The 13,188-nt window shown below is 37.8% G+C and carries 12 protein-coding genes, 4 tRNA genes and 1 pseudogene; 11 read left to right on the forward strand and 6 right to left on the reverse strand.

The annotated features are described in order from the left end of the window. Nucleotides 1-19 precede the first annotated feature (19 nt). The 6 genes from CTN01_RS07960 (at nt 20) to CTN01_RS07985 (ending at nt 4,267) form a co-directional block, all read left to right on the forward strand. Nucleotides 20-553: a TRAP transporter small permease subunit gene (locus tag CTN01_RS07960; RefSeq protein ID WP_045149980.1), complete on the forward strand. Its 534-nt coding sequence runs from the start codon at nt 20-22 to the stop codon at nt 551-553. Between the two features lie 12 nt (nt 554-565). After that, complete coding sequence (locus tag CTN01_RS07965) at nt 566-1,852, forward strand: TRAP transporter large permease (RefSeq protein ID WP_045149978.1); 1,287 nt, start codon at nt 566-568, stop codon at nt 1,850-1,852. A gap of 95 nt (nt 1,853-1,947) precedes the next feature. Next, complete coding sequence (locus CTN01_RS07970; protein WP_005364113.1) at nt 1,948-3,315, forward strand: cache domain-containing protein; 1,368 nt, start codon at nt 1,948-1,950, stop codon at nt 3,313-3,315. Continuing rightward, the gene (locus tag CTN01_RS07975; protein ID WP_045149977.1) at nt 3,296-3,940 is read left to right on the forward strand and encodes a response regulator transcription factor; all 645 of its coding nucleotides are present in this window, start codon (nt 3,296-3,298) and stop codon (nt 3,938-3,940) included. The genes CTN01_RS07970 and CTN01_RS07975 overlap by 20 nt, the downstream gene beginning before the upstream one ends. Nucleotides 3,941-4,059: 119 nt before the next feature. Beyond that, nucleotides 4,060-4,150: transfer RNA gene (locus CTN01_RS07980), tRNA-Ser, on the forward strand. Between the two features lie 40 nt (nt 4,151-4,190). Further along, nucleotides 4,191-4,267, forward strand: a tRNA-Asp gene (locus tag CTN01_RS07985). A gap of 460 nt (nt 4,268-4,727) precedes the next feature. On the opposite strand, the gene CTN01_RS07990 is transcribed toward CTN01_RS07985, so the two are convergent. The 3 genes from CTN01_RS07990 to CTN01_RS08000 form a co-directional block, all read right to left on the reverse strand. Further along, the gene (locus tag CTN01_RS07990; protein ID WP_045149976.1) at nt 4,728-5,351 is read right to left on the reverse strand and encodes a glutathione S-transferase family protein; all 624 of its coding nucleotides are present in this window, start codon (nt 5,349-5,351) and stop codon (nt 4,728-4,730) included. A gap of 22 nt (nt 5,352-5,373) precedes the next feature. Then, nucleotides 5,374-6,393, reverse strand: a complete 1,020-nt coding sequence (locus CTN01_RS07995) for an NADP-dependent oxidoreductase (protein ID WP_045149975.1) — start codon at nt 6,391-6,393, stop codon at nt 5,374-5,376. Nucleotides 6,394-6,534: 141 nt separating this feature from the next. Next, the gene (locus tag CTN01_RS08000) at nt 6,535-7,122 is read right to left on the reverse strand and encodes a TetR/AcrR family transcriptional regulator (RefSeq protein WP_045149974.1); all 588 of its coding nucleotides are present in this window, start codon (nt 7,120-7,122) and stop codon (nt 6,535-6,537) included. A gap of 245 nt (nt 7,123-7,367) precedes the next feature. Between CTN01_RS08000 and CTN01_RS08005 the strand changes: the two genes are divergently transcribed. From CTN01_RS08005 to CTN01_RS08015, 3 genes and pseudogenes are all read left to right on the forward strand, one after another. Beyond that, on the forward strand, nt 7,368-7,679 hold the full coding sequence (locus CTN01_RS08005) for a hypothetical protein (RefSeq protein WP_045082508.1): 312 nt from the start codon (nt 7,368-7,370) through the stop codon (nt 7,677-7,679). Nucleotides 7,680-7,749: 70 nt separating this feature from the next. Beyond that, a pseudogene (locus CTN01_RS08010) lies at nt 7,750-8,381 on the forward strand (HD domain-containing protein). Between the two features lie 137 nt (nt 8,382-8,518). Then, nucleotides 8,519-8,609: transfer RNA gene (locus CTN01_RS08015), tRNA-Ser, on the forward strand. A gap of 130 nt (nt 8,610-8,739) precedes the next feature. Here the strand turns inward: CTN01_RS08015 and CTN01_RS08020 are convergent. Beyond that, nucleotides 8,740-10,254 (reverse strand): adhesion domain-containing protein, encoded by a 1,515-nt coding sequence (locus CTN01_RS08020; protein ID WP_244156093.1) that lies wholly within the window; start codon nt 10,252-10,254, stop codon nt 8,740-8,742. Between the two features lie 4 nt (nt 10,255-10,258). Between CTN01_RS08020 and CTN01_RS23005 the strand changes: the two genes are divergently transcribed. After that, a complete protein-coding gene (locus CTN01_RS23005) occupies nt 10,259-10,486 on the forward strand; it encodes a hypothetical protein (RefSeq protein WP_244156092.1) in 228 nt (75 codons plus the stop codon). Nucleotides 10,487-11,060: 574 nt separating this feature from the next. On the opposite strand, the gene CTN01_RS08025 is transcribed toward CTN01_RS23005, so the two are convergent. Continuing rightward, complete coding sequence (locus tag CTN01_RS08025) at nt 11,061-11,570, reverse strand: hypothetical protein (RefSeq protein WP_045149973.1); 510 nt, start codon at nt 11,568-11,570, stop codon at nt 11,061-11,063. Between the two features lie 248 nt (nt 11,571-11,818). Between CTN01_RS08025 and CTN01_RS08030 the strand changes: the two genes are divergently transcribed. Then, nucleotides 11,819-11,909: transfer RNA gene (locus tag CTN01_RS08030), tRNA-Ser, on the forward strand. Between the two features lie 214 nt (nt 11,910-12,123). On the opposite strand, the gene rpoS is transcribed toward CTN01_RS08030, so the two are convergent. Next, nucleotides 12,124-12,984, reverse strand: coding sequence for an RNA polymerase sigma factor RpoS (gene rpoS / locus CTN01_RS08035; RefSeq protein ID WP_052666696.1), 861 nt, complete (start codon nt 12,982-12,984; stop codon nt 12,124-12,126). Nucleotides 12,985-13,188: the final 204 nt, after the last annotated feature.

The raw sequence follows: 13,188 nt of genomic DNA on the forward strand, positions 1-13,188 counted from the left end.
GGATTCCATGGAGTAAGGAATGAAAAGTCTGATTACGCTAGAGCGTTTTTTTAATCGTATTGGTGATGTACTTGGTTGGTTCGCCAGTATCCTATTTTTATTATTATTAGTTAATGTCGTTTATGACGTTGTTATGCGCTACGTTTTTAATGATGTTTCCATTGCCCTTCAAGAAATGGAATGGCACCTGTTTTCTGCTGTATTTTTACTTGGTGTTCCTTACGCGATCCGTTCTGCGGGACATGTTCGTGTTGATGTTTTTTATGAGCGTCTATCCCGTAAAAGCCAAGCGATCATTGATATTTTAGGTACACTTTTCTTTCTACTACCTTTTTGTTTACTGGTGACATGGTATGGCATTGATTTCGCCAAAGAGAGTTATGCATTAGGCGAAACATCTGGCGATCCTGGTGGTCTTGCTTATCGATGGATAATTAAAGCAATGATCCCTCTTTCATTTGGCTTAATGGCGATCAGTGGCTTAGGGCTGGTTGTTCACTCATTAAATACCTTATTTAATCCGCAGCATGCGGCATTAAAACAAGATCAGTAAAGGAATACGTCAATGATCGGAATCGTGATGTTTTTTGTCGCATTATTTGCCTTATTACTGGGCTTTCCTGTGGCATTTACTTTCGGCGGAATAGCCTTAATTTTTGGTGTTTGGGCTGAAGGTTTCGACATGTTTGCATTTATGCCTTATCGCATTCAGTCAATCATGGAAAATACGGTACTTATGGCGGTGCCACTGTTTGTTTTTATGGGCTTAGTACTACAGAAAACCCGTTTAGCGGAGCAATTATTAGAATCGATGGGGCGTCTGTTTGGTGGCGTTCGTGGTGGTATTGCTATTTCGACTGTATTAGTCGGTGCATTATTAGCGGCATCAACGGGTGTGGTAGGGGCATCTGTTGTTGCGATGGGGCTTATCTCATTACCCGTCATGCTCAAATATAATTACGATAAAGGCCTTGCGTGTGGAACCATCTGTGCTTCGGGGACATTAGGACAAATTATTCCACCATCGATTGTATTAATATTATTGGGTGATGTGCTAGGTGTCCCTGTTGGTGATTTATTTCAGGCCGCTATTTTACCGGGCTTTGTATTGGTAGGTGCGTACGTCGCTTATATTTTAATTTATGCCAAGCTTAACCCTGAAGCGGCGCAGCCAATTGAGCGTGATGACAGTATTAGTCGATCGCAAGAGGTTTTTACTGCTTTAAAAGCGGTTATTCCGCCATTAGCGTTAATTATCGTAGTGCTAGGTTCTATCTTTGCAGGTATTGCAACGCCTACAGAGTCTGCTGCATTAGGTGGATTTGGCGCGATTGTGTTAGCCATTTTATATCGCATGTTTAGTTGGAAAATGATCTATGAGGCAGCAAAAGAAACGGTAAAAGTCACGGCAATGGTCTTTGCTATTTTGTTAGGTGCGACCGCATTTTCGATGGCATTTACCTACACGGGTGGTGATTACTTAGTTGAAGAATGGATGATGGCGCTACCCGGTGAAAAGTGGGGATTTTTGATCATCACTATGCTGGTTATTTTAATTCTTGGTTTCTTTATCGATTTTGTTGAGATCTGTTTCATTATCGTACCGATTTTAGCGCCTGTTGCTGAAGCTATGGGATTAAATATGACTTGGTTTGCCATACTTGTCGCGATGAACTTACAAACTTCATTTTTAACACCGCCATTTGGCTTTAGTTTGTTTTACTTGAAAGGTGTTGCACCTGCAGGTGTCACGACACGTGATATTTACCGTGGAGTTATGCCATTTATCGCTATTCAAATTGCGGTACTGGCTTCTATTTTGATCTTCCCGAATTTCTATGGCATGGGTTAATATTGATAATGTGATCTATAAAAGTAAAAAATGATAATAAGTTGTTAATATAAGCTGGTGGTAAAACATCAGCTTTTTGCTGTTTGGAGGTCTCTATGCCATTAAAAGCAAAACTGATCTTATTAACCTTATTACCGTTACTGATTGTGACCGCCAGTATCAGTTGGATATCGATTTATCAGGCAAAAACTTTAGGCCAGAAAGAAGTTACTGTTTTTCGTGATAGTTTAATTGATGCTAAAGAAGCCGCATTGAAAGATAGCGTAGATCTTGCCTTAAATGCCATCTCTCATATTTACCACGATTCTACAATTGATATTGATTTAGCGCAGCAGCGTGTTAAGGCAATATTGACTAATTTACGTTATGGAAAAGACGGTTACTTTTTTGTTTATGATAAAAATGGAGTCAGTTTAGTCCATCCGATCATGCCTGAGTTGATTGGTAAAAATCTTATTAATATACAAGATGAACAAGGCGATTATTTAATTGCGTCTTTGTTATCACAAGCACGAAGTGGGGGCGGCTATCATCAGTATTTATGGCAGAAACCATCAACGGGAGAAACGGTTACTAAGTTAAGTTATTCCGCATGGTTAGATAAGTGGGATTGGATGATTGGCACTGGACTCTATATTGAAGATGTTAGCCAAGATGTTGCGACTATGCAGCAAGCGATTAACCATAATATTGATACGATCTTCTTTTCCATTGTGGTGATATTAACAGTAACTGTCGCAGTAATTATCGTGATTACACTGGCAATTAACTTACATGAACATCGATTGGCTGATAGAAATCTTAAAGAGTTAGCGCATAAAACGGTGCTATTTCAGGAAGCTGAAAAAAAACATGTCGCACGAGAATTACATGATGGGATAAACCAGCTATTAGTCTCAAGTAAATGTCACTTAGAGTTACTTAGTCTTCAGTCCATTGATGTAAAGTTTGTCGATTACCTGAATAAATCGATGCATTCATTAACATTAGCGATTAATGAAGTAAGACATATTTCTCATAAATTACGCCCCAGCTCTCTGGATGATATTGGTTTAGAAGCGGCACTCACAACATTATTGCAAGACTATCAATCTCACGCCGGTACATCAGTTGATATGTTATTTGATACAAAGGCTGGAAAGCTAGATTCTGATGTTGCAACAACACTTTATCGGGTTGTACAAGAATCACTGAATAATATTGTTAAGCATGCAGATGCGACGCATGTTGAAGTGCATTTGAAACAACTTGGAAAGTTATTGCAATTGATCATTCGAGATAATGGAAAAGGATTTGATAGCCAAAATCGTTATCATTTAAAAGGGATTGGTTTGCGAAATATGCGCGAGCGAGTGGAGTTTATTGGTGGCGAATTTGATCTTAATAGTGAGCCCGGATTTGGTACTGAACTTACCGTATTATTAAACTTGGATGGTTTAGTGTATGACAGAACAAACGATTAAAATTGTGATAGTCGATGATCATCAAGTGGTGATTGATGGTTTTATGGCAAGGTTACAATTAGAGCCTGATATCGAGGTCATTGGTACTGCAAGTAATGGTTTAGAGGCACTAGATACCGTCAGTTATCTTCAACCTGACGTTATTTTAATGGATATCAGTATGCCCATCATGAACGGTATTGATGCAACAGAGCAAATTAAAAAAACACTGCCTAATGCAAAAGTATTGATGCTGACGATGCATGATAACCGTGAATATATCATGAAGGTGATGCAGGTTGGTGCAATGGGCTATATGTTGAAAGAAATTTCGGCAGAAAAAATGGTTCAAGCGATTAAAACGGTGAATCAAGGAGCGACATATTTTTGTGAAACGACGAGCCAAACCATTTTTACTCAGACATCTTCACCAGTGAAAAGCCTTGATATTAATCCTTTGAGTCGCCGAGAAGAAAGGGTACTTAAACATGTCGCACAAGGATTAAGTAGTAAGCAAATAGCTAAAACATTAGAGATTAGTTATCGGACCGTTGAGACGCATCGTCAGAATATTAAACATAAGCTTGAATTGCATTCAACAGCCGAGTTAGCGAAATATGCATTAGAAAAAGGGCTTATTGAATAGTATTGCTAATGTACTCTTGAGCGTTATTTGAAATGGTCGTACAGATAATAAGCACCTGATAAAAATAATGAATAAAGATGTTTACAAGCTCAGCTTAACTACGTATTATTCGCGGCATTGGAGAGATGGCTGAGTGGTTGAAAGCACCGGTCTTGAAAACCGGCATACGTTTATAGCGTATCTAGGGTTCAAATCCCTATCTCTCCGCCATATTCTAGAGATTCGATATTATCGGGTTTCATAAAGAATTGGAGCGGTAGTTCAGTTGGTTAGAATACCGGCCTGTCACGCCGGGGGTCGCGGGTTCGAGTCCCGTCCGCTCCGCCAATACAACGAAGCCCCGTCAGCAATGACGGGGCTTTTTTGTATCTAAAATTTGATTGTTGTTGGTATGTCTTGATGCACCTAGCCGAGGTCGAGAGCCCCGCTGGAATGCCAGCCCAGCCGTTCCGCCAATACAACGAAGCCCCGTCAGCAATGACGGGGCTTTTTTGTATCTAAAATTTGATTGTTGTTGGTATGTCTTGATGCACCTAGCCGAGGTCGAGAGCCCCGCTGGAATGCCAGCTCAGCCGTTCCGCCAACACAACGAAGCCTCGTCAGTAATGACGGGGCTTTTTTGTATCTAAAATTTAAACTGTTGTTGGTATGTCTTGATGCACCTAGCCGAGGTCGAGAGTCCCGCTGGAATGTTAGGGCTTCTTAATGCAGAAAACCTGCCATTCACACTGTAAATCAATAGTACAGTAAAAGCCAAACAACGACCTGTTTGGCTTTAGAGGTTGGTTTATTCGCCGTTATATTGTAATTCTAACGCTTGAGCTGTTTGATAGCCTTGATGTGTTTGTAACTGCTCTGCGTAACGTTGAATATTTGGAAACGCAGCTAATACGCCATAGTTACCAAGGATTTCAGCAATAAATGACATCATGAAATCGGCACCCGTTAAACGCTCTTCTATAAGGTAAGTTTTATCAGCTAACCGTTGATCAAAATATTGCATTACTTTCTGAGTTTCCATGTCAGCATAATCGCCAAGAAAATTCATTTTGGCACCATCTTTGGTGACAAACATCTTTAAAAGTAACGGTAAAATAGCTGAACTTTCGGCAAAATGTAGCCATTGGATATAATCAATATAGGCTTGAGTGCCACGTTCAGGCATAAATTTACCTTTACCATAAGTCACAATTAAATATTCTGTGATAGCGCCTGATTCGGTAATGATCATTCCGTTATCTTCCAATACCGGTGATTTACCAAGTGGATGAACACTCTTAAGCTCTGGTGGCGCAAGAAATGTGACTTTGTCTCGGCAGTAAGGTTGAATTTTATATTCAACACCTAGCTCTTCAAGTAGCCAGATAATACGCTTTGAACGAGATTGATTAAGATGGTGCAATATGATCATGATAAGTCCTTTTTAGGTTTAGTTAGCTAACTTTAACTACAACTTTGCCGAAGTTTTTACCTTCAAGTAAGCCAATAAAAGCTTGTGGAGCTTGCTCTAGGCCTTCGACTCTATCTTCACGGTAATGAATTTTGCCTGCAGCAAGCCATTGCGACATTTGTTGTGCAAATTCGTCATAACGGTGAGCATAATCGTCAAAGATAATGAAACCTTGCATCTTGATACGCTTAACCAGTAGTTGTCCCATTAGCATATTCATACGATCTGGACCGTCTGGAAGCGATGTTGCATTGTATTGAGAAATCAAGCCACAAAGCGGAATTCGTGCACCTGTATTAAGTAGAGGAAGCACTGCATCAAAGACTTTACCGCCAACATTTTCATAATAAATATCAATGCCATCGGTACATGCATCCGCTAATTGTTGCGCAAAGTCAGCAGCACGGTGATCAATACATTCATCAAATCCTAATGTCTCTTTTGCGTATTGGCATTTTTCGTCACCACCTGCGATACCAACAACACGACAGCCTTTTATCTTACCAATTTGACCAACCATAGATCCTACTGCGCCAGTTGCTGCAGCAACAACGATAGTCTCACCTTGTTTCGGTTGGCCGATATCGAGTAGCCCCATGTATGCGGTAAAGCCAGGCATACCCATTACTCCTAATGCATAGGATGGGTGAGTGGGGTGCATTCCTAACTTTATTAATCCTTCACCATTTGAAACGGCATAATCTTGCCAACCAGAATACGCTAATACCCATTCACCCACTTGATACTCTGGGTGGTGAGAAGCCGTTACTTGGCATACCGTGCCACCGACCATCACTTCATTAATACCTACAGGCTCAGCATAGGATTTTTTATCACTCATACGTCCACGCATATAAGGGTCGAGTGAGAGATAAACGGCTTTAAGTAGTAACTCGCCTTGTTGCGGGGTTGGGATCGATGTTTCTATTAAATGGAAGTTTTCAGGTTTTGGTGCGCCTACAGGACGAGAGGCTAATAGTAGTTGGCGATTAGTGGCTGTCATTGCTGATTTTCCTTTTCAATTAGACCAGTCGTCTAGTTGTTATTTCAAAAAATCCCGCCTTATCGCATCGCTAATGTGCTGATAGGCGGGCGTAGTCTTATCAATACTGCGGTTTATCGATATTACGTGTCTTGTCGATAATTATTTTGGGAGCAGTAGTGTTTGTGTTGTTGTTAATGCTTGCTGTAATCCTGATAAATCGTGACTCAGTTTGTTGAGTAAACTTGCTCCAAGCCATAAATTATAAAGAGTTTGGGCGGTTATATGGCTGTCGCAGATCGCGATTGAGCCATCTTTTTTTCCTCTTTCTATCGTATTGGCGATTAAAGCGACAACACTATCTGCTCCTTGCTTTAATGCTTCTCGCATAGGCTCGGAGAGATCGGATACTTCTGCACTGAGCTTTACCACCAAACATTTATTGGCATTACAGATGCCGTTTTCAACTTTGATCCATAGCTTGAAATACTCATTGAGTTGTTCAAAGCCTGTGCCTTGCTCGTTTTTTAATACCTGAGCGACACGTTGTAAATAATGATGAAAATAAGAGTGGATCAATGCTTCACCAAATTGCTCTTTAGATTTGAAATAATGATAAAAAGAGCCTTTAGGTACTTCTGCCGCACTTAATAATTGTGATAAGCCAACACTCGTAAATCCTTTCGTGACCACTAGCTGGTAACCAACATTAAGAATGTGCTGCCGTGTATCAATTGTTTTTTCGTTCATGAAGTTACTATAGAATAAATTAGACCAGTCGTCTAGTGCTTAGGTTTGAATGATTTTACTATAAATGAGCTTAAGAGTAATGATTTGATGTTTGATGCTCTATTTTTAAGCATGCTCTGCTAAGACTGGTCACCCATTTACTGTGGGGTATTTGTTTTATTGTGTGTAAAACAAGATTATGAAACTATAACGATCTTCAAGCAGAACGCTTTTCTGCTTAATTTATTAGTTAAAAAGGTTAAGTGATGGATTTTCAAAATTACTACGAGATCATTATAGAAGTACTGGTTGATAATTTTGATTTAGACGATGGCGAATACTATGGCGAGGTCATCTTAACGGATGAGCTTTATCAAACAAGCTGCGATATCGCTAAAAAGTTTGATGTTGGCTTTAATGACGAGCATACCGCATTGGCTGTACTTGAAATGTCTAAGCAAGCAGGTGTAGAGCCAAATACATTCTCTGTATCATCAGCCGCTGTTGGTTGTGTTGTTGATTACTTAGAAGATAACTTTGTTGTCGAATTCGATGATGAAGAGTTTGACGAAGAGTAATTCGTCGTATAAAGAAATATACCAATTGAAGCCGACATGATGTCGGCTTTTGATTATCAGAGGCGATGATATGCATCTCAAGACATTAGAATCAATATTAATGACAAAGCTTGAGCTGTTAAATAGTGCAGATGCGGCGCATGATAAAGCGCATGTTTTACGTGTGGTAAAAGTAGCAAAACAGCTTGCTAAGCAAGAGCAAGCTCAATTAAACATTATTCTGGCTGCGGCCTATTTACATGACTGTGTTGCCGTTGCTAAAGATGATCCTCGAAGAAAACAAGCTTCCACACTTGCCGCTAATGAAGCGATTGAATTTTTATCAGGAAAACAGTTACTAGTGAACATCATGATGAGATTCATCATGCGATTGTGGCGCATAGCTTTAGTGCTGATATTAAGCCGTTAACATTGGAAGCAAAAATTGTTCAAGATGCTGATAGATTAGATGCACTTGGCGCGATAGGTTTAACACGGTGTATTCAGGTTGGCACATCTTTAGGTCGACCATTGTATGCCCTTGACGATCCTTTCTGTCAAAAACGGCAACCTGACGATACGACATATACCCTAGATCACTTTTATATTAAGTTACTCGGTTTAGCTGACACCATGCAAACAGACGCAGCGAAGATTGAAGCGCTTAAACGGATTGAGTTCATGAAAAATTATCTCCTACAGTTAGAGTCAGAGATAGGGTGAGATAGTATAAAGAATAAACATTTATGCTGTGTTTGGCATTGCTGAAAGATTAAATAGTTAGATAACGTTGTAATAGTAACCACTTAATTAAGTTGGTTATTTACAACCGCGTATTATCTCCGTACTATTCGCGACATGGAGAGATGGCTGAGTGGTTGAAAGCACCGGTCTTGAAAACCGGCATACGTTTATAGCGTATCTAGGGTTCAAATCCCTATCTCTCCGCCATATTTTAAGCCTCGTCAGAAATGACGGGGCTTTTTTGTTTTTAGAGTAGTGATTAGATGAATAAATGATAAAAAAACCAGTTAGTTTATTCCAACTGGTTACCTGTAGTGATCACAGATGAAGAGATATTTTAATTCGTTTCAGGTACGCAAACACTAAAATTAAAGGTTGCATCTTCTTCGGTATAGCTTTCACCAGTATGAGTTAAATCTTTACTTATGTGTGTATTTGTCTTTGTACTGGGAACCGTACTTGTCCAATAATTAGCGGCATATATAGGCCAACCATAAGCTTCTTTAAGATCATCTATAGTGGTTTGAAGTATATTTAATTCATGTTCAGTTGCTAGCCTTTTTTCTAAACCTTGGCAACTAATATTAGATTGTTGCCACGTACCAACGCCCCAGTTTGTTTCCTTTTCATTAACGAATTGGGGGTTATTCACGTCAAGCATGAGTTCAGATAAGCTAAAAGTAATACCCATTACCGAAAATTCTTTTTGTACATAGATGCTGGTCAGGGCTTCTTTGTTACTGGTTATTTTACTTTTATTTGTACTGGTAGCATATATGGTTACAGGAGTATTAGTTAGTAACTGTGCAATAACAATGTTTCCTGCTTGAACAAAAGAATTTGGAGCCTGTTCTTGATCTAAATGCCAATTAACATTATTCGTTATATCTAAAGAGATCACGTCACTTGATTCTTCCGTAATATAATCCCCCATAGCTTTGAAAATGCGAGTTCGCTTTAAAGGTACAGATAATGGATACTGATGTATTTCAGAAATTGTAATGTTAGTTAATGTTCCTGGCTTAATATTAAATCTTTTTGCAGTTGAAGAATTATTATCAGTAACTTCTGCTGTAATTAGGGCTGTCTTAAAATTCCTCTGAGGGAGAAAAGTATTGTATCCAGTTTGTTTTAGAATGGTTTGATCTGAGCTTGACCATGAAACAAATGATGTTAAATCTGCAGTAATGTGTAAGCCTGTAATGCTGTCTGAAATTGCTGATGTATAATGGCCTATAGCTGAAAATGACGCTTCTACACCATTAATCAAGGTGTCTGATTTATCCGGCCCCACAATCTCAATAGAATCTAATAAAGCATCAGCAATCGTTAGTTCCTGTTGATTACTTTTAATATTAATCATTTTTGCAGAGATAGTCGCTTTACTATTTGCAGTAGTGCTGTAAGCCGTGAAAATATTACTATTATTGATATTATAGAAGATGTTAGGCGCATCTGAAATCCACTCGACATCATTTGTAATGTTAATATCTTTAGTAGTTACGCTATCAATCTGATAAGTACCAATAGCCGTAAATCCACGACTTGTACCATATAATACATCACTAGATTGTGATGTGTTTGTTGATTTTATGGTGATGTTTTTTAATGTAGCATCGCTGACTTCTAATGAAATAACATTGCTACTGACGCCATGAATAGATGCTGTTAAAGAAGTGATTTCGCCAAAGTTACCTACAGCTCTAAAACGATTGTCTTCAGACAAATCTTGAGCAAAGCTTGTATCATTTAGCATCCATGAAACATAATTATTACCATTACGTTTTGAGTTATCACTCCATTCAACAATTGTATCTAATGTTATCGATGTCCCTCTGGGAACGAAAGTCATTTGGGTGTTATCAAAATCCGCAGATTTTAAGCTTGGTGTAATGGTAACAGCGACAGGTTCTAAAATAGAAAGAGGCCAAACCGCAGTTATGTTATTTGCTTTTGCTGTAACATTGATTTTACCTATTTTATTTGTATGTAATAGTGAAGAATTTTTAAAGCTAGCAATAGTAGGATCACTACTAATCCATTGGGTTGATGCGGTAATATTATCTGAACTACCGTCGCTATAATGACCAATAGCTTTTAATTCAAACGTTATATTAGATTAAGCTTCATTCGCGTTTAAGCCATCGAGCTCTGTAAAGGTACGCTCGATTGTGATTTTTTTTAGCTGCTTTTTAACTGGATCTGTATTGCTGTCATTACCACCGCCACATGCGGTTAATGTCGACGTTACTATTATAAAAATAAATGTTATTGAAATTGGGATTTTAATTTTGTTCTTTATTTTTTGTAATAACATAAGTTAAATAGCTTCCGATTGAACATTTAGAACAGTGTATTTTATAGCTTTGAAATATTAACGAATAATAATATGGGGACAATAAACATCATAATGTGGACAGTTTTTTTATTTTAAGACGTTATGTGAAAAATTATGAATGGAATGAGGCTAAAGTTGCTTAACCAATAAATAAGGTTAGAAGATAATGGAAATTTAGCGGATAGGTGGATGTTTGTAACCGTAGCGCTAACTTTATTATGAGTCTACGATAAAGATCGTTAGACTATGAAATATCATCGTGGAAGCTTCTTGAAAAGAAAAGCATTAAAAATAGTTATTATTTTTAATGCTTAATCTTTTTAGCATTGAGCATATTGGCTAATAAAATCCGCTTGAGCCATTGCCATAATTGATGCGGTTAAACGTAGAGCTGCATTTATAGCATCATCAGACTCATTTAGTGACCGTAATAACTCAACATGTCCATCTAAACAACTGTAGCCTTGGTTTACCATACAGGCTGCAATACAAGCATAGTAGTAAGCTGTTTCATCATCGATATCCAAACTATGTAATGGTTTGAGCTCTAACGCATTACTTTGTTTTATATTGGATAAATGTAAGTTTTGAATTGCCATATAGTAATTATTCGTCATTGCCATACGCATGACGGCATGTTTAATATCGGCGAATTGTAAGCTATTAATATCACCAACTTGCTGTTTGATACGTTGTAGCACAGTACTATTTTGTGTAGCGAGTGCTGCCGCATAAGCAATATATTGAATTCGGTTATTCGCAAGCAACGATTGCCGAGAAATGAGTGAATGAAGTAACTCTGAATTATCAAAAGTAGTGTCAGTTGGCATAGCAATGCTTCCTTTACGCTAAGAAAATGTGCGAGATAACTGCACGATTGCTTTTAATGATATTCCCTTCATTCAGCGACGCAATTGTCAGTTATGCAGCATTACTGTGTAGAAATGATCAGAATTGTTGATGAGTAACGTTGTGATAGGTAAGTGATTTAGTGAAATAGACGTTTTTGTTTCTTTCTTAAGCAGTTAAACGGCTATTTATTTACATAACTAAAAATAGTGAGTAGTATTCGCAGAATGGAGAGATGGCTGAGTGGTTGAAAGCACCGGTCTTGAAAACCGGCATACGTTTATAGCGTATCTAGGGTTCAAATCCCTATCTCTCCGCCACATTTTAAACCTCGTCAGAAATGACGAGGTTTTTTATGTCAAAATATTATTGATGACCATCAATAACCCCGACCCGAAGAGTGTTAAAAAAAGCGTTAATAGTTGTAAGCTATTTGGGCTAAAAGCTTATTTATCTCTGAATTTAATTGTTTGTTGAAAGTTTATATTTGTCACCCTTAGAAAATTTTCACAGTAGATAACCTTGATTTATTTTTTAAGCCATATTTGAGAATAAGATTTCTAAATCATAATTTTCTCGTGCCAGTGAACGTTTTAAACTACTTAAGGATTTTATTTGAAGTTGACGTATACGTTCTCTTGTTAGTCCAACAGCATCGGCAACTTCTTGTAATGTATGAGGCTCGTAGCCCATCAAACCAAAACGACGACAGATGATCTCTCTATCTCTTCCATTAATACTATTTAGTATCAAGTTCGTGATTTTTACCATGTCATCATTATCTACTTCCGCACTCGGCGATGTTATTTGTTCATCCGCCACTAAATAAGCAATGGTGTGTGATTTTTCAGTATCACCAATAGTTTGATCGAGTGAAACGACATTAACTTCATTAGAGAATAAGGCTGATATTTCTTTACTTTCTTTGTTGAGTGCTTGCGCAATATCTTCGTGAGTAGGTTCATTATTATTTAGCTTCATTAGCTCACGATGAGTACGAAGTAATGTATTGATTTCTTTGGAGATATGGACTGGTAAACGTATCGTTCTATTTTGATTGTGAATAGCTCTTTCAATGGTTTGTTTAATCCACCATGAAGCATAAGTGGAGAAACGAAACCCTTTTTCAGGATCGAATTTTTCAACGGCAGTCATTAAACCAATGTTACCTTCATCGATAAGATCATTTAATGAGAGATTAGAAGCCCGATATTTTTTTGCAATGCTAACAACAAGCCTTAAATTAGATTCAATAAGAACTTTTTTTGAAGTAAGATCACCAGTTAAAGACTTACGGCTATATTGAATCTCATCATCTTTATTAAGTAAAGGTTTATTTGAAATATCATTAAGGTATAGGCGTACTACATCCACTTCAAAACTTGTCGTTTCCATTTTATTGTCCTTAATAAAAGAAATGCAGGGTTGCAATCAATCCGTGAATGCATTGTTAAGCATATAAATATAAAGGTTAATAAAATGCAAAGGATTAATTGTAACATTTCTGTAATATTTAAATGTCGAGTGTTATATCTTTAAAGTGATTGGCTTTATATCTAAACTGAGTAATCGAAAAACGTAATATTATTTTTATATTAC

Origin of the sequence: Photobacterium angustum (assembly GCF_003026365.1) — a bacterium.
In the GTDB taxonomy this organism is placed as follows: domain Bacteria; phylum Pseudomonadota; class Gammaproteobacteria; order Enterobacterales; family Vibrionaceae; genus Photobacterium; species Photobacterium angustum.